Origin of the sequence: Anthropogastromicrobium aceti (genome assembly GCF_020687335.1) — a bacterium.
Classification (GTDB): domain Bacteria; phylum Bacillota; class Clostridia; order Lachnospirales; family Lachnospiraceae; genus Anthropogastromicrobium; species Anthropogastromicrobium aceti.
Genome location: NZ_JAJEQN010000001.1, coordinates 131902 through 156314 on the forward strand (window position 1 = coordinate 131902; position 24413 = coordinate 156314).

A 24413-nucleotide genomic window follows, 5' to 3' on the forward strand; every position below is an offset into this window, starting at 1 on the left:
CCTTACTATAGCGCTGCCTTTGTTTAGGCAAGATCATCATAATCATCTGTAAAAATTTTCTCACCTGGCTCATCTTTTGCGACTGCAGCTTCTGCATCCGGATCATCAGTATCATAAAGGACTTTGCTTAATCCTGCATTTGAATCTGCCATGTCATCTTCTTCATAAAGCTCAAGGAAAACTGACAATAAATGTTCTTCTCTGTATGTAAGCTTTTCCTGTTTGCTTCTTTGATAAAGCTTTGAGAATGTTGCAATAGCATTTCTTATATTTCGGCATGCGTATATTACCTTGACCTCGTCCTTATCAAACATATACTCACAATACTCACGAATAAACTGTGCCAATCCCTCTAACAAACGATTAAACTGTGCACTTTCCATACTTCTTGACATCTTTTCAAAAATATCAAGCATGTTTTCATCGTCTGGCTCTTTCTCCTGCTGAATCATATCGGCAATTATCGGCTGCGTGTAAATTTCCTGCTCTAGCTGATCCTGCATGCTTTGAGCCTTTATACGATGCAAATGATTTTTTCCATAATATAAAAGTGTATATTTCATATCCCTGTTAAATTTCATCGCTTCATACAGATCTGCATAAGAGCTTCCAATTGGGACACCTGCTGCCTTGACGCGAATCGTATCCATACCACGAAGAAACCACCATGATATTTTTCCCTTAGTATTTTTCAAACGCACACAGCAAGGTTTTTCAAGTGTTAGTGCATAGAAAAAGGCTCGCATGTTATTTTTTTCATCCACAATTCGCTGCGATGGATAAATACTTGGAAGAAAGCCCTCCTCGCACCAATATTTATTTAAATGAGGATTGATTACAGTAATGATCTCTGACTCTCTTGACGTACCTGGCAACTGACCAATACGGTTGATTCGCTGCTCATAGTAGCGATGCGCCTCTCCTTCCCGTTTGAATTTATCAAGATTTTCAATAAGCAAGTTGTAGCGTGCCTTATAGCAAATCAATTCATTCTGGCGGAAATTATCATGGATCAGCACAGTAACTGCATGACCCTGTGGTGTTGTTCGTTCTTTTAAATAACGTGCTGCTGTCGCCTCGACAGATGGTGTATTATCCATTCTAACAGCATTGTCAGGATGCATTGCAAGATAAACAGACATAGTCGTCGCACCCACTGTATTGCATATGCCGATCCAAGGCTGCGCCATTGTCATGGCAGCTGATACCTTGCTTTTAATCCATGCATCTAGCATTGCATCATAACGATCACGATCATGCTCACGCACAATGCCAAGCTCTGTCTGCATCTCAAGTGCAAATGCATCATATATACTTATTTCCACTACTGAAGAAGCCTGCTCACGCGCTTTTTGCTGCATCACCTCTGCCACCGCCTGATTAAATATCGTCCTCATGCGGTTATTATAAGCCATATCCTCTCTGCGGCGGTCTTCCATATTGTTTTTCTTTAATTCCAGCTCCATCTCTCCGTAAATATTTCGAAGAATCATTCTTGCCGACTCCTGCGGAAGCTCGGCGCCTGTATTCTGACACATAAGAGCAAATCTTTCATATAATGTTTCCAGGCACGATTCACTGCAGCAAATATATTGTTCTCCTACAGATGACTGTCTTCCCATCGTTTTGAGTTCACGAATCTGTCTTCTAAGATCCTCCGTAGAGCTTTCTAATACATTGAAAAAACGTCTGTACAGATCACACAGCTTTTCAAGACGTTTTTGCAGCGTCTCATAAACATTTGCGCGCAGCTGTGCCGACAAATATGCAGTCAAATTTGCAGCTGTTCTTCCAGATGCATCCTCATACACCTCAAGTACCTGACGCATTTGTTTGCGATTCATCCTTTTTCCAAGAATAGCCTCTATCGGAAGCCCTGGATTTTTGCCGCTTATATCATAATCTGCCTTGCTGATCAGATCAAGTTCAAGTCCAAAGCAATCCTCATTTGCCTCTCTTGCCCGTGCTGCAGTCTGCTCTAAAATCGCATACAAAAGATAACGAGCCGCAATCGGATGTACACGTCCAAGAATCTGAGAAATACAGCTGTCACGGTCACTCATCTGAATCATTGCGCTAAGCGTTGCCGGAATCATTTGATTTGGAAGTGAATATTTCGTATCATCAATAACCTTCATGACAGCAGCCCTATAATTTCTAATTGACTGCTTATTTGTTGCTACTCCCTGTCTTGCTGCTTCCGGTGACTGAATCCATTGATCAATAGAAATATCCATACAGGATTCTCCAAGGCGCTGCAGACTTTCCTTTGAAGTCGCATCCTCTATCATCTCCTCAATCTGCTCCAAAAAGCGGTCTGCAAGCGAAAAATCTGTTCCATCATCACTCTGCATGAAAACCTGAGCATATAAGGATGCCATACTTGCATGTTCTCCTGATGTCTCCTCCAAAAAAATCTCCTGATAACGCTCGATAATTCCAGGCAGCTGAATACGCGGATTCATTGCCTGTTCTTCCCTTGCCAGAATAAGTTCTTCTTCAAAGCGCTTATCAATACGCATCCAATAAGAATCAACAAGCTCTGTAATCCATCTCATTGAGCAATACTGCATGATCTGCTCACCTGGATAAATAATCTTGCAAAGACCTGCGCTTCCAAAGCGAGCCATACCATTGCTTCCAATCGTGGAAAGAATAAAATTATCCTCAACAGACAGCGCATTTTCTCCTACATCTGTAAGCAGATGCACATATGCCATGGACGCAATCATGCGCTCTACCTCTGCCAACTGCTTTTGTCCAATCGTGCCGCCATTAAAGCTGCTGTCAAATAAAAACAGATGATCATATGGAATAGTTCCGTTTCGCTTTAGATATTCCTCCTGTACCTCCTCTGGTATTTCTTCATCTAATACAGCCACGCCCTTTGACGAAAGATCCTTTGCAATTGCCTGATACATCTGGCGCGACTCCATCACCTCTGCCTCAAGATCCTCATTTTCTCCGTAATCATAATATTCCATGCGAAGAAGTGACGATGAAGCATCACGTCTCTGCAATAAATAAAACGCATTTAATTCTTTTAGGCAGGCATATGCATTAACATATACAGCCTGACGATTTAAATCTCCCGGCTGAATGGGAGCCATAATATCAGGTCCCAAAAACATGCCTCTAACCATCACATTTGGAATTGCAAGCACCTTTTGAATGATTTTTTTGACATAAAATGGGATCTGGATAAACATGCCTGCTCCTGTACCGCCGCATATTGATCCGACAACCATCGTCATGATATTTTCCTTTAATCCACTTCCCGTGACAGCTGCAATTTTTCTGACTGCCTCTTCAATCGGGCGAAACTTTCCTTCTTCCTCTGCTGCTAGCGCAGCGAGTCTTGAAATTGCACGGATCTGTCCGGCTCCCTCAAGCATTCCTCTGTTATTCAAAAAAATGTTATTCGGAAACCAACTCATATACTGCGGATGATCCTTCAAATATTGACGAACCAGACGCTCATCGCTGATCTGAATTGTCTCTATTCCCTGCTCACGCAGCTTTCGAAGATCCTTTACATTTGTGTCAATTGCAAGAATCGCCACCTTATCGCGCCTTGGTGAATCCTTTGCCAGCATTTTATCTATCTGTGCCACAATTCGTCCTCCGACACCGCCCATACCAATCAGCAATATCGGTGCACCCTGACTTTTTTCAAAAAGCTCTCTTCCCATCTGCTCATATGCATCCATACCAATACCCATACCTTTCTGCTTACCCTGTAATACGGTATCCAGTCAGCGCCTGCGCATTTTTATCTGGTGCCACATAAAGTTCCATGCCGCGCACCATGCGCACATCACGCTTTGCCGGTTCCATCATACGAAGCAAACGTTTCATGTTTCCTGCACTTCTTCCCATAAACCGAACCTTACCTGAATATACAACACGTCCTCTCACACAATCCTTATCTAGTACGATTTTTCGACCTGGCGCTGCAATAAATACAAGATCACCTACACGCATGCGACATGCACGATATGGAATCAATCCGATGCGACGCTTCATAACCTTGATGCGCGGTGATTCCTGAATTGCACTTCCAAACTTTGTATATACCACAATCTCCATGATCTGATTATTGAATTTAGGCTGACGAATCCACCCTATGATACACCAGAGAAGAAAAAGTGAGAATAAGACAAAACCAATCGGTATCCAATAAAGAAAACTTCTTTCCTCTATTGTAAAGACTGCCGTACACGATGCCTCCTCAGAGAGTGTCAGTGCCACTTCTCCAGTTCCATAAAACCAGCTTAGGCCTTTCGGCTGGTATACACATGTTCCATCATCTTCAATATACCACCGTCCAGAAATGCCATTTCTTTTTTCGCCTGTTTTCCATATAAAAAATGAGCTGTCTGTCATCTTAACAGCTAGCGTAGGCTTTGTCTTTAACGCATCAATTGCTGCCCTATCAAGTGTCTCTGCATCAGCTGTAATCTGAAACTTTATTGGCTCCATTTGCCCAAGAGATGTCTGCGCTGCATGAGCATCCTGTCCACCAATCTGTATAATCTGATAATGTATTCTTGGAATCACATCAATAACTGCCTGACCTGATGCCTCTAATTCTTCATTTTCTACATAAACCGTAAGTGTGCCAGTACTGTCTGTTTCACCCTTTGGCTTAAAAATCCACTCACCACTATCCTCATCCTGGTACCACTCATACTCCACCTCTACACCAGTTAATACCGGTGTAGAAAGCGGGTAATTCTTTGCTTCATCAGCACTCATTTTCACGCCATCTGCTGTAAGGTAAAAACGAATTTCTTCGCAGGAATCTAACTCATTCTGACGCACAGATACATCAGCTGCATCTGATTCTACACGATATACAACTTTTGACTTTGTCGTAAAACGCTCATCTGCCGTCTTTGGCAAAAAGCCTGGCATCTGAATTTGTCCGCTTATGCGCCCCGCACCAAGCTGCAAAGTGATCGTCAGCTCACCTGTATCGGAACGTACAATCTCATTTCCATCTACCTCATAGACAAGTGTATTGGCAGTTCCTTCCTCCAAAAATGAACTATCAACCACCGTATCGGTTCCGCTCTCAACAGCCTGCGCCGTGATCGTCACAGTCTCACCCTCTGGAATTTCTGCTAATTTTTCTGCCGAAACTGTCTCCCCATTATATTGTACAGCCAGACGGCACTCTACAGCCGGCTCAATCATAACATTCAGACTGGCCGGATCAACTCCTGCTGTAAACTGCACCTGATATGTACCTGCAGGCATATTCGCACCACCTGCATCAGTCACGATTGCATTTCCAAAAAGTGATGGATCGGCATTATATCCATCTGGTGCAAGAGTCACGTTTCGTCTTATTTCATAGTTTTCGCCATTTGGTCCAGTGACAGAAGATACTGCTGCCCCTCTTCCCTGCGATAAAAAGGATACACTCTTTAATGGAAGTTCGCTAGTAAAACTGACAAGCGTATCATAAACAGAAATCTCTGAAGCATCAAGATGATAGCGGCCTGAAATAGTATAAGCTAACGCTCCTATTGCAAGAATCATACTCTGACCATCTGACGCCGTCTGCGCATGAAAGTTAAGATCTGGTCTATCAGTAAGCGCCACTGCTTCTGCACCAATTGCCAGATAATATGTATTCATATGTGTCTGGTTTGGCATCAATGTTCCATAAAAGGATTCAAACTGTCCCTGCACAGTCCCAGTGTCAATCGTAATCTGATTTGTCGCATCGTCCATAAAACCACCATCTGACAATACAATCAGATAATATTGTGTGGAAGAATCAGTATCTTCATGAGATACTAATTCATTGTATCCCATCTGCACTGCACCAAACGGTGTTCCTGCACCCTGCCACGGATTATTTCTCACCTGATCAGCACCTGATTGCGGATTTGTCAGGTCAATATCTTTTGCAATCGCTGACGGATCAAAATTTCCCGGCTGCGCCGCCAGCTGTCTTGCAGCATCACTCATATAAATTAAATGAAGTTCATCCTCTTCATTTAAAAGCGCAATAAATGCCTGAATCGCATAATTAGCATTCGAGTAGCGATTCTCATTTGCCATACTAAAGGAATCATCAAAAACAATAGTCACGATCTTTCTTCCTGATGACTCGCTTGCATAGCCAATCGTATTCTGTAAAGGAAAAACTCCTGCTGTCATAAGCGACAACAGGAGCACAAAAAGTATAATTTGTTTTTTCATCCAGCCTCCCCATGCGCATCACATTTGACTGCACTGTTTTGCATCTTTCGACACAGCTTTTTCTTTTACTATAGCACAGCGATGTGTCAAACACAAGGAAGTGATTCTTACGGTTTTTTTAATTTTTTGCGAAGATTACAATTAAAAAATGTTTTATTTTAAATATGAAACAGTCCAGGTTCCAGAGCCAATCTCTGCACAGAAAAGTCCATCCGCTCCTTGTTTCATGCAAAAATCGCCACTTGGATCGTGCGCTTCTTTTTCAAGTATCAATTGTGCAGTTGTGTTACAAAAAAGCTTGACCAGTACACTTCCTCACTTATTTAAAACTGAACTGACTGCATTCTTCCAGCCTGAGTACTTTTCTTTTCTTATATTCTCTTCCATGCAAGGTTTATATGACGTGCGCTGTAGCTTTGTAAAAATTTCTTCTCCCCACAGGCCAAGACGATATCCTGCCGCATAGGCAGGTCCAATAGCTGAAAGCTCCTCTGCGTTTGGTACAAGAACACTAGCACCCAAAATATCACTTTGAAACTGCATCAAATAGGAATTTCTTGTTGGACCACCATCCACACAAAGCTGCTTTACACTAATCTCAGCATCCTCCGACATTGCATTTACAATATCTGTAATTTGATATGCAATACATTCCAGTGCTGCCCGCACAAACTCCGCTTTTTTAGTAGTTCTGCTCATTCCAACAATAGAAGCCTTTGCCTCGCTGTCCCAATATGGTGCACCCAGTCCGCTAAATGCCGGAACCAGATATAGCTTATCTTCCTTTATAGCACGTCTGGCCAGATCTTCTGTCTCTGACGCTGAGCAGATCAACTCTAAATCATCCTTTAACCATGTAATCACAGCACCCGTATAATTTAAATTCCCCTCTAAAACATACTTAACACTTCCGCCAATTTTCCAAGCAAGCGAGGTCACAACTCCATGCGTGCTTATAATTGGTTTTTCACCAATATTCATCATAATAGAAGAACCTGTTCCATATGTTGCCTTAATACTTCCTGGCTGCAGACAACCCTGTCCCAAAAGTGCGCCATGAGAATCTCCCATTACACTGTGAATCGGAACCTTTTTTGGCAAAAGACCTTCAAAATCTGTTTCACCAAAACAAGCATCAGAATCTGTTACCTCTGCCAGGTTTGTCGGATCAATTCCAAATAAATAGCAAAGTTCTTTATCCCATTTCAATTCAAAAATGTTAAATAACTGTGTTCTTGATGCATTGGAATAATCTGTACGATATTCCTTTTTGCCTGTCAGTTTATATACAAGCCAGCTGTCAATTGTACCATGACAAATTTCATGCTTTTGTGCTGCCTGCATTGCTCCCTCTTCATTTTCAAGAAGCCAAGCCAGCTTTGCGGCTGGAAAATAAGGAGAAAGATTCATTCCTGTCTTTTGGCGGATCTTTTCTGCCAGAAGCTTGATAGACTCTCGCTCACAAATTTGTGATGCTCTCGCACATTGCCATACAACTGCCTGCCCATATGGTTTTCCACTTATTCTGTTCCATGCAAGTGTAGTCTCACGCTGATTACTGATTCCTACACCTGCAACACAACTTTTATCAATTCCATCAAGAAGCTCTTGTGTCACCTTAAGCACATTTTGATAAATTTCCTCTGGATCATGTGAAACCCAGCCTTTCTCGTTAATTATCTGCCGATGGGCACAATCTGTGCGGCGCACAATCTGTCCGTTCTCATCAAATAGCAGTGCTTTTGTTCCCTGCGTACTCTGGTCTATGCTTATAATATACGCTGCCATTATTTTGTTCCTTTCAGTGCCTTGACTGCTTTATCTGCAATTCCCTTTGCATTTAATCCATAGTAATCAAAGACCTCCTTTGAGGTTCCTGTTATAACTGGAGCATCTGGAAGCGCCATGTTAATTACCTTTTTAGGACACACTCTAGCTACTGTCTGCGCAACCATCGCCCCAAGACCTCCAAACGGTGAATGTTCCTCTACTGTAATCACGACCTTTGCCCGCTCTGCTACATTTCTCACAGCAGTTTCATCAAGTGGCTTAACACAATACATATCAAGCACACTAGCCAAAATTCCCTGCTCCTTTAATAATGCTGCTGCATCCAATGAAGGGCGTACCATCTCTCCGCATGCGATAATAGCCACATCGCTTCCCTCCTGTAATACAGTTGCCTTATCCATCTCAAAAGGACAATTTTCCTGTGTATATATATCCTCAACTGGATTTCTTCCAACGCGAATATATGCTGGCTTTTCATCCAAAAGAAGAGACTCAATCAGCTTTTTTGTCTGGTGACGATCACTTGGCAAGTAAACACGCATATTAGGAATTGCTGCCATTGATGCTATATCCTGTGCTGAATGATGACTCATTCCTAATGCACCATAGCTGACACCACCACTTATTCCAATTAATGTCACATTTGTATTAGAGTAAGCAACATCTATCTTTGCCTGCTCATAGCTTCTTGTTGAAAGAAAACATGCCGGTGAACAGGCAAACGTCTTTTTGCCGCACTTAGCAAGACCTGCTGAAATACTGACAAGATTTTGCTCAGCAATGCCTGTTTCAACAAACTGTTCTGGAAAGGCATCCGCAAATGGTGTCATAGATGCTGAACCTCTTGAATCAGAGCACAGTACTACAATATTTTTATCTTCTTTTGCTCTGTCCATCAATACTTCACAAATTGCCTGTCTATTTGGAATCTTATTCATGAAGAAGTGCCTCCTTTCGCTTTGCAAAATCTGCTATGATCTGATCATATTCTTCCTGTGTTGGAACCTTATGATGCCAATTTGCCTTATTCTCCATCACGCTTGATCCGAATCCCTTGATTGTGTTTGCAATCACTGCAGTCGGCTGTCCCTTCACGGTCTTCGCCTCCTCAAATGCTGCATTTAACTGATCTAGATCATTTCCATCTGTTACTTCAATCACATGCCAGCCGAATGCACTAATGCGCTCTGCCAACTTTTCATGCCCCATCACATCCTCAGTATTTCCAGAGATCTGAAGATGATTTCGGTCAATGACTGCACACAGATTATCTAACTGATACTGATGACCTGCCATGAAGCCTTCCCATACAGAGCCCTCTGCCAACTCACCATCACCCATTACAGTATAAACGCGGTAGGATCTTTTATCCATCTTTCCTGCAAGTGCCATTCCAACACAGACCGGAAGTCCATGTCCTAACGATCCAGAGTTCATCTCAATGCCTGGAAGCTTGTTGTTTGGATGTCCAATATATTTGGAACCAAATTTCGAGAAATTTGCCTTTACATCTTCCAGATCCAAAAAGCCTTTTGCAGCAAGCACTGCATAGTAAGCCTCAACCGAATGCCCCTTGCTTAACACAAAGCGGTCTCGATCTGGATCCTCTAAACGATCCGGTGACACATTCATCTGGCAAAAATACAGACTAATCAAAATGTCCATCACACTCATATCGCCGCCGATATGGCCACCTTTTCCGGCAACAATAATATCAACTGCATCTTTTCGTAAATCAAAAGCCTTTGCTTTTAAATTTTCCATTCTCATTCACCTCTTAAATATGCTTTTACATCCTCTTCAATCGGATCATACAAATCTGGTGTGATTCCCATATACTTGCATGCCTCATAAAGTCTTGCTACAACATCCTTATGAATTCCTACACAGTGATGAATATAAGGTCCCTCTACGATTTTTGCTTCCAGTCTCTTAATATTTTCAACCTCAACCCACAGATAGGTTCCCATTCCTTTTGGTCCATCAACACCCTTTGCTTTTCCTAACAGCATTGAGTAGTTTCCGTTATCTCCATCAAAGCGGGCAAGTGTCACCTCTCCATGCTTTGCCTCTGCTGTGATGCTTCCTGGATGAGAGAATGCAAGTGGATAAGTCAGCTTTGGCTTTTCCTTTGCAACTGAAATTGGCCATGGTCCACAGTGCTGTAACAGTTCTCCGTTTGCAATGTCTGGATGACGAATTGTCCAATCTGCAAAGAAGCTTCTGGTATCATCGAGTGCTGCTGCCTCAACCAAAAGTGCTGTGATTGCACCGTGAATATCGGTCTCACATACAACCGGAATGCCCTCTTCATTTAACAGCGCATTTGCTGCACATGGCATAATGCCAATTTCCTTTTGTAGCTGATTCCAGCACTGAATTGCAGCTGCCTGGCATCCATACTTTTGGATCAAATTCTTCATTGCAACCTTCAAAGCAGCAACATTTTCAAGCTCATTTTCCTTGATGCAAATCTCCATGTTCTCACGGCAATACTGCATAACCTTTACTACTTCTTCTCCCTGCTCTTTTGCCTTTTTCATCTCATCGGTAAGCTCTGGCATTGGAATTGGTGTCAACTGAATATTAAACTTTTCCAACAACTCACCTTCATTGCACATTGTTGACCAGAATTCATACGGTCTTGTTGAAATCTGAAGAATTCTCATATTGCGGAAGGTCTTTACTACATTACAGACTGCCAAAAAGTCACGGATTCCTCGTTCAAACACAGGGTCATTCAGTCTACAGTTTGTCAGATATGTAAATGGAACCCGAAATCTTCGCAATACCTTTCCTGTCGCAAATAATCCACACTGCGTATCACGAAGACGTACACCATTTTCATCTGGTCTTTCGTCAAGTGGTCCCCATAGCAAGACTGGTACATTCAGTTCCTTTGCCAGTCTTGCACATTCAAACTCTGTTCCAAAGTTACAATGTGCAAGAAGCAAACCATCAATCTTTTCCTTTTTAAATTTCTCTGCAATTCTTTTTCGACCTTCTTCATCATACAGAAGACCTTCCTCATTTACATCCGTAATATCAACAAAATCAACACCCAATTCTCGTAATCTGTCTGCTGTCAATCCACGATATTTTACCGCATCTGGTGCACTAAAAATACTTCTTCTTGTTGGTGCATATCCAAGCTTTATATTTGCCATTTTTTCTCCTCACCTTCCCAGCAAAATCAAATCTTTCACTTTTTTTGCTGATGATATGTTTTAATAATTAACTTCTGGCTTTAGTATATTTCTGTTTCAACTTTATTCCAACAGATAATAAAGTATTTTTCACTTTATTTTTACTTTATTTTATTCAAATTTCTTGTGTATTTTCGATGCATGATGTACAATCACTTTATTATATTTTCTAATCAGGAGGTCTATTATGTCCATTACTGCCAAAGAACTGGCACAAAAACTTGGTCTGTCCCAAACTGCAGTTTCTATGGCGCTTAATAATAAGCCTGGCGTCAGCACAGAAACACGCAGGATGATTATCGAAGCAGCTGAAAAATATGATTATGATTTTACAAAACTTTCTCTTAAAAAAAATAAAGCTGGCAGCATTTACGCTGTCAGCTATCGTTCTCACAATGCTATTTTATCCTATTCTCCTATTTTCGATACTATGGTGGAGGGAATGGAATCTGTAATACAAAAAGAATGTTATAAATTAAAAGTTGTCAATTTCTATGAAAAGCGTGACAACCTAGATCATTATCTGGAGGATTTACGCGCAACTGATTGTGTGGGCATTCTATTATTTGGAACAGAAATGCGAGAGGAAGTCGTCAGACCTTTTTTTAAACTTCCGTTCCCTGTTGTCATCATGGATGCCTATTTTGAAGGGCTTGACTTTACCTATGTTTTGCCAAACAACCGACAAGGTGCATATCTTGCCACTGACTATTTAATCAGCAGATGCTTAAAACAGCCTGGATACCTTCAGTCCTCATATCCGCTTCGAAATTTTTCTGAACGTCAGGAGGGATTTTTCCGTGCGGTGCAGGATAATGGAATGTCACGCTCTCGCTGCATAATCCATCAGCTTTCTCCTACAATTGACGGTGCTATGGCAGATATGCTCGCCATTATTGACCGCGCCGATACACTCGCTGACTGCTATTTTGCAGACAACGATTTAATTGCAATTGGTACCATTAAAGCGCTGAAACTGCGTGGCTTTCGCGTACCAGAAGATATCGCTGTAGTAGGCTTTGACAATATTTCTGAGGGACGCATAATTGATCCTGCACTGACCACTATCTCAATTCCAAGACACTATATGGGAGAGGTGGCTGCCCGTGAACTTCTCTCTCAAATTGAAGAGTCCAAGCAACACACCTGTAAAATTGAAGTCTCCGCAAAACTTGTGAAGCGATTCTCAGTGTAAGCAACCCTTACTGCTGATATGTCGATAAGAAATCACGCAAATTGTTTAATGATTCCTCAAGTATCTCAATACGCGGCAGATATACAATACGGAAATGGTCTGGCTGCTTCCAGTTAAAGCCACCTCCATGTACGATCAGAACCTTCTTCTCCTTTAAGAAATCAAGAGCAAATTTCTCATCATCGACGATATTGAAGCGTTTTGTATCAATCTTTGGGAAGGCATAAAAAGCTGCCTTTGGCTTTACAACACTGATGCCAGGAATATCATTTAATACCTTATAGATATACTCTCTTTGCTCATAAATACGGCCGCCTGGTATAATATAATTATTTACGCTCTGATATCCTCCGAGTGCAGTCTGTACGATAGACTGTGCCGGAACGTTGGAGCAAAGTCGCATGTTAGAAAGCATGTTTAAGCCTTCAATATAATCCTTTGCCATCTCCTTCTTTCCGCTTAAAATCATCCAGCCAATACGAAAACCTGCAATCATGTGAGATTTAGACAGGCCACTGAATGTTACGCAAAACAGATCTGGTGCCAGCGATGCAATTGAGATATGCTCTTCTCCATCCATAACAAGACGATCATAAATCTCATCTGAGAAAATGATTAACTGATGCTCTCTTGCAATTTTTACAATCTCCATCAATACTTCCTTTGGATATAATGCACCAGTCGGATTGTTTGGATTAATCAAAACAATGGCCTTTGTACGGTCTGTTATCTTCTTTTTAATATCATCCATATCAGGATACCATTCTGCCTGTTCATCACAAATATAGTGAACAACCTTTCCACCGGCAAGTGTAGCTGTTGCTGTCCACAGCGGATAATCAGGTGACGGAATTAAAATCTCATCTCCCTCATCAAGAAGTGCCTGCATAGACAGATTGATAAGCTCACTGACGCCATTTCCTGTATAGATGTCATTGATCGTAACATTCGGAAGATTCTTTAACTGTGCATACTGCATGATTGCCTTTCTTGCTGAGAATAAGCCCTTAGAATCAGAGTATCCCTCACACTCAGTAAGCTGCTGGCGCATATCAAAGATAACCTCTTCTGGTGTACGAAAGCCAAACGGTGCCGGATTTCCGATGTTTAATTTCAGAACATGCATACCTGCATCTTCCATTCTCTTTGCTTCCTCTACAACCGGTCCTCTCACATCATACAATACATTGTCCAGCTTTGATGATTTATTAAATGTTCTCATACCGTCTTCTCCTATACTCCATGAATTTTTACTCTGCTGCTCTTTTGCCGGCTGACTGTCTGCTGTCATTGCCACATCATCGCCTTCAAGCCACAGATAATCTACCTCAAGCGCCTGCGCCAAAACCTTTAAAATATCACGCCTTGGCTCTGTCTTGCCACTTACATATTGACTCATATGGCTCTTGCCGATCCGAATGCCGACCGGCTCTCCAAATGGCTGTGCCAGACGAATAACATCTGCCTGTTTTAGCCCCTTTAATTCCATAGCCTCTTTCAATCGCTCTGCAAATGCTGCCATATCCACTCCTTATTATCTTAGTTCAATTTCCTACATGCACACTATAGCACGGCAGCCGTAAAAGTTCAAGTTTTATTTTTGAAGTTCAGCATCTTGAACTTTTTTATTTCTTTCCCCGAAACTGACAACTTGCGATATATTTTTCATTGTTTTTTTGTCCTTTTCGCGCATAGTCCAAAATCACTTTTTGCTTTATAATAATATGTAGTGTATTGTATGTCTTTACACTACTATTTTATTAAGGAGATGTTCTGCAATGACTCTGAAATTGAGACATGATTCTTCTGGTTATCTTACATGCGAACATGTAAGTGTTTTCTATCTTTTAATGCTGAATTCCGGTATTATGGGTGCTTACACATATGTTGTACGCGGCGGTGTTTTCTGTAATGCACAGACGGCAAACTTTTTGATGCTGGGAATTTCACTTGGAGAGGGCAACTTTAAGCACGCACTTTTCTATTTTATTCCAATATCTGCTTATGTTCTTGGTGCGATTGCCTCTGAGATTCTCCCTACACCAATAAAGCACTACGGCCTGTTTCGCTGGGACACTTGGCTTGTTGGATTTGAAGCACTTATTCTTTTTATCATTGGATTTATTCCAACAACAGTACCAGATCCTGTTGTTCAGGTCGCTGTTAACTTTATTGCCTCAATGCAGTATAATACATTCCGTCAAGCTGAGGGTATTCCGATGGCAACAACCTTCTGCACCAACCATATTCGCCAGGTTGGAATTGGCGTTGCAAAGCTAGTTAGAAAGCATGATCAGAAAGGTTTTCATCGTGGTATGGAACATCTTGGCATGATTGTCTGCTTCTGTGTTGGTGCTTTCTTACTTTCAGTCTTCTGTAAATTTATGAACGAAAAATCAATCTGGATCGCTCTTGTTCCTCTTTTAATTCTTTTCTACAGACTCGCTCATGCGGATCTGACCTGGGAACACGATCTATTAAACAAGAAACCGGCTGGCCACTAAGGCTCGCCGGTTTTTTTGTTTAAATTGTAACTACTTAGATCTATTTGAAATTGTAGTTACTATAAATTTACATTCCGTACCATTTTTTCTGTCAGACGGCAGATCGCCATGTCACTGTCTGGACGCACAAATTTTCTCTGTGCCAGCTTCATTGTCTCACAAAGCTCCTTACCCTGTATTCTATTCACTGCACGAATCAGCTGACCCTTTGTTTTTTTCACACCTATGCTCATGCCGCATGATTCAAAAAATTCAAGATTTCTTGTTTCACAGCCTGGAATTGCCATTGCATGTATAAATGGTATATTGGCAACTGCAGCCTCTGTACTTGAAAGACCACCAGGCTTTGTAATACACACATCACTTGCCTTCAGATAAAGTGCCATCTGCTTTGTAAATCCAGTCAATATAACACAATCATCATCGCCAACAATTTTTTGCAGTGTCTCATACAGTACCTTATTATTTCCGCATATAATAATTAACTTTGTCTGGCGCTGATTTTCATTCTCGTTCTTACGTTTTTTCTCAAGCTTCTTATTTTGCTTTTTGCACCAACGATACAAAAGCTTAATTGTTTTCACAATTCCGCCCGCTCCCATGCTGCCTGCACTTACAAGCAGATAAAATGTATCCTCCTCTAATCCAAGCTCTTTTCTGGCTTCCTCTTTTGAAACCTTTTTAGCAAACTCCTTTCGAACAGGAATGCCAAGTGATTTTATCTTTTCTTCTGGTATTCCTCTTCTTAAAAAATCATACCTTACATGTCTTGATGGAATTACATACGCATCACAATTAGTTTCTTCTGTAAATGGAGTACATACATAGTCAGTCGCGACAAAAATCGTTGGAGGAAGATTGATCCCTTTTGCCTTCATCTGCGTTACCATCTCCGCCGGAAACAGATGCGGCATTAAAATCGCGTCATATTTATTTTCCTTTAAATACTTATCCATAACAGGAACCATCTGTGCATTTACAAAATAGACTGGTGAACGCCATGGCAGTCTGCGGTAGGCATCACCAATTTTATAAACACAGCCAAATAATGTCGGAGATATCTGCACCAGCCGTACATAGACAACGTCGATAATTTTGGCTAGCTTATTAGTTTTTAATGTATATGGATTCAATACATCTGCACTGTGACCACGCGCCTCTAACGCTTCCTTCATCGCACTTGCTGCTGCATTATGTCCTCCGCCTGTACCGCACGATAAAATTAATACTCTCATATGGTTTTCCTCCTTCTTTCCATCATTATGATGTATAATACCAGATTGCTACGTACTTTGCACTCCCGAACTCTTCATAATAATGCTACCATATCCATTTTAAAATGTCTACACTTAACTTTCTGCTTGCCATTCAGCCTGAATAGTGCTATAAAAAAAGAAAAGCAGCTTTGCTGCAATTTATACGGAAAGGCATGGTATTTTTTTATGAAAACAATTCGTTTTTCAATCTGGGAAGATGGTGAATACACCTGGCCTCAGGGCTACGGATTTGTTCCGTTTCTGACTGGCTATCTTCATGAAGACAATAAAGAGCGTCCTTGTGTGCTCGTTGTTCCAGGAGGCGCCTACTATATTGCATCACCAACAGAGGCAGGCATTGTCGCTCTTGATTTCTACCATAAGGGTTATCAGACTTTTGTTCTCACCTACACGACAAATCTGCTTGGAACGATCCCTCTTAAGGATCAGCCAATGCGTGATCTTGCACGTGCTGTTCGCATTGTCAGAAGCCGCAGCAATGAATACAGCATCAAGCCAGACTGCATTGCAACATGTGGCTTTTCTGCCGGCGGCCATCTGACTGCCAGCGAGGGCGTACATTATAATGATATTGAAGAAAAAAATCCGCTCTATAGTAATGTCAGTGCAAGACCAGATGCAATGCTTCTATGTTACCCTGTTATTACCTCTGGTCCTTATACACATGAAGGCTCCATGCAAAATCTGCTTGGTGCTAACCCAACAGCAGATGAATTAAAATATATGTCTCTTGAGACACAGGTAACTTCACAGACACCTCCTAGCTTTCTGTGGCAGACTGTAACTGATGAAGTAGTTCCTGTTGAAAACAGTTATCTTTTTGCTGATGCCTGCAAGAAAAATGGTGTTTCTTTTGCTCATCATGTTTTCTCACAGGGTCCTCATGGACTTTCTTTGGCAACAGCTTCCTGGGCACAGGGAATCTTCGGTGAACTGTATACACTAGATCCATTCAAATATACTATTGATGCGATTAAAGCTGGTACTGCCAATGTTGACGTATCCAAAGAAAAGCTGGCAGATTTAGAAAGAGAATTTCCAAACCATATGCCTGGTAATCCTTGTTCACGTGAGCCTAACGCAGAAGTTTCCATTTGGCCTTGTCTTGCAGATGCATGGCTTCGCACACAATGGTCACTCTAATATATTGTCTGCATCTTAAATTACAACATATCAGCAGCTAGTCAATTTTCTGTAATATAGTAACAATTATGGCTGCAGTCATTTGCAAACAGCCTGCTTTTCATTTGTTTTTTATAGTCTTTTTCGCAGGTTGATTTTTCTAAAATATTAAGAGCATTTTTTAATTGGCGGATATCTTCTATGGTATCCGCCGTATAATTTCCCCGGCTTACAAGCTTAATATGAGTAATGCCTGCATCTCGCAGCTGCCAAAGTGCACACAGACCACATCCGCTTTGTCCAAGCACAAAATTCTCTACTGCATTTTCCAGATCTGCCTGATCTGGCTGTCTCTTATAATTCAAAATATCTGCTTGTTCTGTTCTTATAAGTCTATAAGGTAGACGGCAGGCAGGTGCTAATTCATCACAATGAAGACTGCTGCAAAATGCACCTGTAAAATGACAAAGCTCATTTAATGCAAAAGCCTCATACTCGAGCGGCTGTTTTGGATACTGCATTTTTTGATAATCAATACAGCTTTTCATCTCCTGCGGTGTTACCTTACGATGAAAAATAATCCGTTTTGCCCCAAGACTTCTCATCTCATCAATCATTATATGATTTGATTCCGACATTTCACCACTTACATGAATTTCTGCCGGAACTGTCAGATTCTTTTTTAAAAAGACAAGCAGCGCCATATCTCCAACAATAAATGTCGAAAAACCCATATGAAACAAACGCTTAATAAGTGCTTCTATCATCGGATATTGATGAGGTGCATAAAATAATCCATTTAACGCTACTGTGACTATTTTTTTCTTTCTTCTGACAAGTGCTGCTAAGATCTCCATTTCACTTTCAGATCCGATCTGCACGTTATAATAAAGCACCTCTCTGCGATTTAGCGGATATGTCAATCCTCCGTTTTTCATCCATTCATATGGCACATAGCCGCAAAAAAATTCATCTGCCCCTGCTTCCACATAAGGAAGATAATCATCCACCGAGCCTAATCCTGCCGTAATTTTCATAGCTTTGTCCCCTTTGCCGAATCGTTTTTTAATGGTGCATTTAAAAATCCAGCCACAAGACGAACTCCTTCTTTTTCTATTCTAATCGAATCATTATATCCAAAAATACTGTTATACCGCCCTGTCATGCAAAGAAAATCAGGATACTCAAATGCATATGTCATACATTCACAATGGCAATCATCAACTGCTTTCTGCCTTCCTCTGCTGCCTCTGTAAAGCATTGCCAAAAGCGGACACCATCCAGAAGTATTCATTTGAAAATATGGAAAATGAAGCGTCATGCCAATCATACTGTCTGGCGTAAAAAATGATTGATCAATGCCGCTGTTTTGAAATGACACACGCGTTATATTAAAATGCTTGGCAAGATACTGTCTGTAAAATGGAGCATCTACCTGACTTTTTTCTTTACTAAGCTCATTGTCATTTCTATTAACATAGTTCATTCTTGTGTCACGTCTTTGTTTTGACAAAAGGCAGCCAAGCGTCAGCAAAAACTGATTCGGATATTTTTTTCTGATCAGACCTGCCATTCCCCAATCATTTATTACAAGCTCAGTTTTTACACATTTATTTTGACACCAATCTGAAAGAAGCTTTAATATTTCTTCTATTTTTATTAGATCTTTTTCTTCAACAGGTGCAAACACACAAACAGGGAAAATATGATCACTCCACGTCTTTTCAAGCATAGCCTCTAACTGTGTCTTTTTAGGAAACAGATGAAAACAATATGCATTTCCAATATAAAAATATTTTGGTACACGCCATGCAATCTTACATAAATCTATATCAATCCATCCACTGCTTTCCCAATAAAGAGAAATAAAATCCTTAAGAGGCTTTGACAGATATGCCTGATACCAGGCCGGGTTATCTAGCTCAATGCCATCTACTCGCTCTGCCAGTGACTTCTTTGCTTCATTAGGTACTTGTGTCCATGCTGCTCGCTGTTTCTTTAATGTATCTGAATAAGTTTGTTCCTTTTCTGACGGATAGCCAACTAATGCCTTTGACATATCTGCCTCTGTCTCATCCAGCTTTAAATATATATAATTCATATACTCCTTATTAAAGCATTCCGTATATATACGGTATTCTTCGTTTTTTACATCAACACGAATCTCGCAGACAAGCCCCTCCATCTGTTTTTGCGGCATCAATGCAATTTTTACAACGTCCCGTGTACAATTTAGTATCACTTCATGATAGCTTCTTTTTTGAAACTGAAAAAAGGACAGCACTACGTTGCCTTGCTGTCCTGCATCTGATAACTGCTGTGCATATTTTTTTGCCTGTTCTTTTAACAGACGAAAGGTAAAATAATCAGGCGACAGCTCCAAAAGACGAATCTCCTTTTCATCTGTCTTTGTCTTTATTTTGCCTGATAAAATCGCAAATGGTATCATCCTAAACCTGCCTTTGCCATCACACGCCTAATGCATGCTATTTATTTTTGTTTTTAAAATGCTCCCACACTAGATAACCTGCAAGACCAAGCGCCATGATATAGCCTAGAAAACCAAGCGCTGGTATTCCAAACAAGTGCGGCTGCATTTGTGTGGTACATAAAATACTTGATGCCAGAAGAAGTGCTGCTATAACAAGTCCCATAACCATCTTCGAGACAAGCTTCTCAAGCATCTGTGACAAATCCTCTGTCGCGTGAAGATCAAGCTTAATTCTCGTCTCATTATTTCGATAGCTCTGTAAAAGATCTGCCATTATTACGGGAATGTCCATTGCCCTGTTAATGGAGCGATACAGCTGGCTTCCCTCATTTTTGAGTTCTTCCTTCCAATTTACATTTTCCCAAAATGATGCCGAAATACGTCCCGACGCTACCTCCACGATATTGACTTGAGGACTTAAATCTGCAATTACACCCTCAATTGTCGTCATTCCTCTTGCGAGAAGTGTCAGCTGTGCCGGCATTGCAAGCTCATTGGCACTCATTATCTCTATCAGTTCTGTTAAAAGTGCAGCAATGTCAATACTGCCGATATCCAGCGTGCCGTAACGCGTCATAAGACCTTCAATATCGGTATACAAGCGGATTCGATTTGGTTTTCCATGAAAAATGCCAAGCGCCAGTATCACATCCACTAACTCAGAATTATTTCCTCTTGCGATTGCTTTTACTGCCTTTGCTATCAGACTTTTGTCTCTTGGCGTGAGGCGCCCCATCATTCCCATATCAAGCCAGACAATTTTTCCACCGCGAATCCTAAGATTTCCCGGATGTGGATCAGCATGGAAAAATCCATCCTGCATAATCTGACGCACATAATTGTCAGCAAGCTTTTCTCCTATTTCAACTAGGTCATAGCCTTCCTGTTCTAGTGTATGCTTATCTGAAACGCTGTAGCCATCAATATACTCCATGACAAGAACCTGTGCTGTTGTCAGCTCACTGTACAGCTTAGGAGACGCAACAAAAACGACATTTTCATTGTTTTTTGAAAATGTTTCCATATTTGCAGCTTCACGAAGAAAATCCATTTCCTCTTTAGCTGCTGACCAAAACTCACTTATCACTCGCTCTAAATCAACAAGACCTTTCAGGGCAGGCGGCACAAAACGAAGCATACGCTGCATCATGGCAACATCTCTTTCCATGGTGCCATAAATGCCGCGCCTTTGAACCTTGAGAACCACATGCTCACCACTTTTAAGAAAGGCTTCATGAACCTGCGCAATCGAAGCAGACCCGATTGGAGTCTTTACAATTGATGCAAAAACATCCTCTGGGTCTTTTTTGTATGCTTCGTAAAGTACAGCCCTAACCTCATCATATGGCATTGGGCTGACCTGAGAGCGCAGCTTCTGCAGCTCTTTGCAATACTCAGATGAAATTAAATCTGTTCGTATTGAAAGAATTTGTCCCAGCTTTACATAAGTTGGTCCTAGTTCTTCTAATATCTCACGTACTTTTACCGGCGTTATCCCTTTTGTAATGCGATAACGCCGCAGTATCTGCATGATTTCAGAAAGTCTCGATCTGTCTTCTCTCTCACTCATCCTGTGTATTCTCTTTTTGCTCTGCCTTTTGTTCTTCATCCTGTGGTGCTTCTGCCTTTGCCTCTTTATCCTGTGGCTTAGCTGCCTTATTTAACAGCTCCTTTAAAGCATCAATCTGATCTGGTGTCATCGCTGACAGCAGTTCCTCAACAGAAGCATCCTTTTTTTTCTTATTATCCAAGGTTTCTTTAATGTTGTGTTTAAGTTCCTCGTTTAACACTTTTCCCTGCTCTACGGTCAGGCTTCCCTTTTTTACGAGTTCATCCGCAACATCCTTTGCCTTCTCGGTTGTCACTGCTGCTGCACCAATACCTGCCAAAACTACATTCTTTACAAGATCTGTTACCTTAAAATCCATACTGTTACCTGCCTTTCTGCTTGTGTTAAATTTATAATCCAAAAAGCTGTGCCAATTTAGGGAAGAAAATTAATCCGCCTACAATGGCTGCCGTGATGGCTGCTACAAGCACAGCACCTGCCGCTGTGTCTTTCGCTAAACGTGCCAGCTCTTTGTGTTCCTCTGTCACCAGATCAACTACTGCTTCTATTGCAGTATTGACCTGCTCAAGTGCAATGACCATTCCACATAATATAAGGCAAATGCCCCATTCGGTCACTGTCAGCTTTAATGTGACACCAAAAACTACAACTAATACAACTACTGAATAATGTATCATCATATTTCGTTCATTTTTGATGCCGTCAAATATACCTCGAAATGCATAGGCAAAACTTAAAACAAGCTCTTGCTTTACATCTAAATGATGATGTGCCGCATCTAATGCCTCTGCTGCAAAGTAATGACTAATAACCTCAGTATATAAAATCAGATACATTACTGAAACGCAAAATCCACCAATAACGTCAGTTGCATAATGCACGCCAAGATAAATTCGACTGCAGCCAACTAAAAACACAATCAGCGCATTAAGCACTGTAAACGCATATCTTTGACTTTTTTTCAAGTCTGCCTGCTTAAGCATATATGCAAGAAATCCATAAAATGACGCTGCCACCATGGCATGTCCACTCGGAAAGCTATAACCACTCTCCATAACAAGATGCATCTCCTGCGGCGGACGTATTCTCATAAAACTACCCTTGATTGCTACATTCAAAAGGACTGTCAAAATCAAATTTCCAAGCAAAGCTATAAAATATTTACGCTGCTTTAAAATATGAATCATCGAAAGACTTATTACTAAAAGTACTACTGGATGAACCATGTTAGTCATTATTTTGAAAAATCCTGTCGCTGCGCTGCTCTCAAATGACCTTAAAATATGATACGCTGCAACATCAATCGGTGCAGTCACATATGATCCACTGATATCAGCCGCCAATAGTCCAAATAAAACTGCACATACGACAAGCGTTGGAATCTTCCACAATTTTCCTTTTTTATATTTCACTACATCACCTGCCTGTCTTTTCTTTTGTCGTCATTATAGTACAGCACGACAAAAATGGCAAGACCATATTCTTCCAAAAAGTATATCATTTAAGTAAAATCCTACATGGAAAAACATATTAAACCATGATATGATAGCGCTGTTTCTGCATTTTATTATTGTTTTTGGGGAGGTTTTTCTTATGAAGCAGAAAAAATTTGACTGGGGGTACTTTCTAAAGCACATTGCCATTATTGCGATACCAGTAGCCCTCCAGAATCTGCTCACCACCACAGGCAGTATGGTTGACACCATTATGCTGGCTTCTATCGGAGAAAAAGCGGTTGGTGCTGTCGGACTATGTGCTCAATTTTCCAGTTTGATGTTCTCCGGATACTGGGGTTTTATTGGCGGCGGCATGCTATTTTTCGCCCAATATTGGGGTGCAAAGGATCATGATGGAATTACTCGCTCCTATGGAATGACGCTTCTTTTTATGACGACCGTTGCTCTTGTTTTTGCAGGTCTTGCAATCGGAGTACCTTCTTTTATCATGGGAGTCTACACCGACAAGCCAGAAATTCAGGCGATTGGTATTTCTTACCTTAGGATTGTTGGCTTTGCGTACCCGCTCCAGGTTTTGTCAATGGCAATGAGTGCACTGCTTCGTTCCATCGAACGCGTGAAAATTCCGCTTTATGGCGGCATCGCCTCTGTTATCGCCAATTGCTTTTTTAACTATCTTTTCATTTTTGGAAAATTTGGACTTCCAGAAATGGGTGCCGCTGGTGCTGCTGTCGGAACTGTTCTTGCCGGTGTTGTGAATCTTTTAATTTTGATTGGCTTTATCCTTCATCAAAGGATTCCATTTGTCTTGGAATTTTCCAAACATTTTCGTTGGACAAAGGAATCTCTGCAAAATTATCTGATCAAGTGCTTCCCAATCATATGCAACGAAGTTCTGATTGGTATTGGAAATATGATGATTAACGTTGTTCTGGGACGTCAAAGTGAACAGGCAATTGCCGCTGTCGCTGTCTTTCGTACTATGGAAGGTCTCGTCATTGCATTCTTTAGCGGTTTTTCCAATGCAGCCTCAATCCTCGTTGGAAAAGAAGTTGGTGCTGGCAATCACGAGCTTGCCTTTGAGCGCGCTAAACGTCTGGTTTATCTATGCAGTGCCATTATAAGTATTGCCTGTCTGACACTTTTGCTCGTTCACAATCCACTTCTTCATATGCTCGGACTTTCAGGAAAATCGTATGAAATTGGTACTGGCATGCTTATCATTTACAGCATTGCCGCCATCATTCGTATGGGAAACTGGGCACAAAACGACACCTACCGTTCTGCCGGAGATGCCGCTTTTGGTTCCATTATGGAGATTACATTCATGTATCTTATGGTGCTTCCATTTGTATATCTTTCTAATTTTTATTTTCATGCACCATTTCTTCTTGTGTTTGCGTTCTGCTATATTGATGAGCCGATCCGCTACATTATCATGCAGTGTCATCTCTACTCTGGAAAGTGGATCCGTCCTGTATCTGATGCCGGTCTTGCCACCATTGATAAATTCCGGGCGCAACACCACATTGAAGTTAAAAGGCAGAAGCAATCACACAATAAAAGTTAATTTCATTTGTAATT

At 41.2% G+C, this 24413-nt stretch carries 17 protein-coding genes and 1 pseudogene; 4 read left to right on the plus strand and 14 right to left on the minus strand.

Annotated features, from left to right (window positions below):
• Window positions 1–23 precede the first annotated feature (23 nt).
• The 6 genes from LKD48_RS00525 to LKD48_RS00550 all read right to left on the minus strand — a co-directional run bounded on the left by LKD48_RS00525 (window position 24) and on the right by LKD48_RS00550 (window position 11174).
• The gene (locus LKD48_RS00525) at window positions 24–3722 is read right to left on the minus strand and encodes a tubulin-like doman-containing protein (RefSeq protein ID WP_308730826.1); all 3699 of its coding nucleotides are present in this window, start codon (window positions 3720–3722) and stop codon (window positions 24–26) included.
• Between the two features lie 10 nt (window positions 3723–3732).
• The gene (locus LKD48_RS00530) at window positions 3733–6216 is read right to left on the minus strand and encodes a vWA domain-containing protein (RefSeq protein WP_308730827.1); all 2484 of its coding nucleotides are present in this window, start codon (window positions 6214–6216) and stop codon (window positions 3733–3735) included.
• Between the two features lie 315 nt (window positions 6217–6531).
• Window positions 6532–8004, minus strand: a complete 1473-nt coding sequence (locus LKD48_RS00535) for an FGGY-family carbohydrate kinase (RefSeq protein WP_331466758.1) — start codon at window positions 8002–8004, stop codon at window positions 6532–6534.
• Window positions 8004–8945, minus strand: coding sequence for a transketolase family protein (locus tag LKD48_RS00540; RefSeq protein WP_308730828.1), 942 nt, complete (start codon window positions 8943–8945; stop codon window positions 8004–8006). The genes LKD48_RS00535 and LKD48_RS00540 overlap by 1 nt, the downstream gene beginning before the upstream one ends.
• Window positions 8938–9771, minus strand: a complete 834-nt coding sequence (locus LKD48_RS00545) for a transketolase (protein ID WP_308730829.1) — start codon at window positions 9769–9771, stop codon at window positions 8938–8940. The genes LKD48_RS00540 and LKD48_RS00545 overlap by 8 nt, the downstream gene beginning before the upstream one ends.
• Window positions 9772–9773: 2 nt before the next feature.
• The gene (locus tag LKD48_RS00550; RefSeq protein WP_308730830.1) at window positions 9774–11174 is read right to left on the minus strand and encodes an L-fucose/L-arabinose isomerase family protein; all 1401 of its coding nucleotides are present in this window, start codon (window positions 11172–11174) and stop codon (window positions 9774–9776) included.
• Window positions 11175–11400: 226 nt separating this feature from the next.
• Here LKD48_RS00550 and LKD48_RS00555 point away from each other — a divergent pair, with 226 nt between their 5' ends.
• Window positions 11401–12408, plus strand: a complete 1008-nt coding sequence (locus LKD48_RS00555; protein WP_308730831.1) for a LacI family DNA-binding transcriptional regulator — start codon at window positions 11401–11403, stop codon at window positions 12406–12408.
• Window positions 12409–12415: 7 nt separating this feature from the next.
• Here LKD48_RS00555 and LKD48_RS00560 read toward each other — a convergent pair whose 3' ends face one another.
• Window positions 12416–13930, minus strand: a complete 1515-nt coding sequence (locus LKD48_RS00560; RefSeq protein WP_331466759.1) for an aminotransferase class I/II-fold pyridoxal phosphate-dependent enzyme — start codon at window positions 13928–13930, stop codon at window positions 12416–12418.
• A gap of 256 nt (window positions 13931–14186) precedes the next feature.
• Between LKD48_RS00560 and LKD48_RS00565 the strand changes: the two genes are divergently transcribed.
• Window positions 14187–14912, plus strand: coding sequence for a YoaK family protein (locus LKD48_RS00565; RefSeq protein ID WP_227101200.1), 726 nt, complete (start codon window positions 14187–14189; stop codon window positions 14910–14912).
• Window positions 14913–14971: 59 nt separating this feature from the next.
• On the opposite strand, the gene LKD48_RS00570 is transcribed toward LKD48_RS00565, so the two are convergent.
• On the minus strand, window positions 14972–16147 hold the full coding sequence (locus LKD48_RS00570; RefSeq protein ID WP_308730832.1) for an MGDG synthase family glycosyltransferase: 1176 nt from the start codon (window positions 16145–16147) through the stop codon (window positions 14972–14974).
• A gap of 207 nt (window positions 16148–16354) precedes the next feature.
• Here LKD48_RS00570 and LKD48_RS00575 point away from each other — a divergent pair, with 207 nt between their 5' ends.
• Complete coding sequence (locus LKD48_RS00575; protein WP_262538026.1) at window positions 16355–17332, plus strand: alpha/beta hydrolase; 978 nt, start codon at window positions 16355–16357, stop codon at window positions 17330–17332.
• Window positions 17333–17373: 41 nt separating this feature from the next.
• Here the strand turns inward: LKD48_RS00575 and LKD48_RS00580 are convergent, their stop codons facing one another.
• The 6 genes and pseudogenes from LKD48_RS00580 to LKD48_RS16485 form a co-directional block, all read right to left on the minus strand.
• Window positions 17374–18348 (minus strand): U32 family peptidase, encoded by a 975-nt coding sequence (locus LKD48_RS00580; protein ID WP_308730833.1) that lies wholly within the window; start codon window positions 18346–18348, stop codon window positions 17374–17376.
• Window positions 18345–19760, minus strand: a complete 1416-nt coding sequence (locus tag LKD48_RS00585) for a hypothetical protein (protein WP_308730834.1) — start codon at window positions 19758–19760, stop codon at window positions 18345–18347. Before LKD48_RS00585 ends, LKD48_RS00580 begins: the two co-directional genes overlap by 4 nt.
• Before the next feature lie 37 nt (window positions 19761–19797).
• A complete protein-coding gene (locus LKD48_RS00590) occupies window positions 19798–21372 on the minus strand; it encodes an ABC1 kinase family protein (RefSeq protein ID WP_308730835.1) in 1575 nt (524 codons plus the stop codon).
• Window positions 21365–21730: a hypothetical protein gene (locus LKD48_RS00595; protein ID WP_066559214.1), complete on the minus strand. Its 366-nt coding sequence runs from the start codon at window positions 21728–21730 to the stop codon at window positions 21365–21367. Before LKD48_RS00595 ends, LKD48_RS00590 begins: the two co-directional genes overlap by 8 nt.
• A 31-nt stretch (window positions 21731–21761) precedes the next feature.
• Window positions 21762–22181 carry a diacylglycerol kinase family protein gene (locus LKD48_RS16480; protein ID WP_262538056.1) on the minus strand — a complete coding sequence of 140 codons (420 nt, stop codon included), beginning with the start codon at window positions 22179–22181 and terminating at the stop codon, window positions 21762–21764.
• 15 nt (window positions 22182–22196) lie between these two features.
• Window positions 22197–22607: pseudogene (locus LKD48_RS16485) on the minus strand (phosphatase PAP2 family protein); the annotation flags it as partial.
• 358 nt (window positions 22608–22965) lie between these two features.
• Here LKD48_RS16485 and LKD48_RS00610 point away from each other — a divergent pair.
• Window positions 22966–24399, plus strand: coding sequence for an MATE family efflux transporter (locus tag LKD48_RS00610; RefSeq protein WP_308730836.1), 1434 nt, complete (start codon window positions 22966–22968; stop codon window positions 24397–24399).
• Window positions 24400–24413 lie beyond the last annotated feature (14 nt).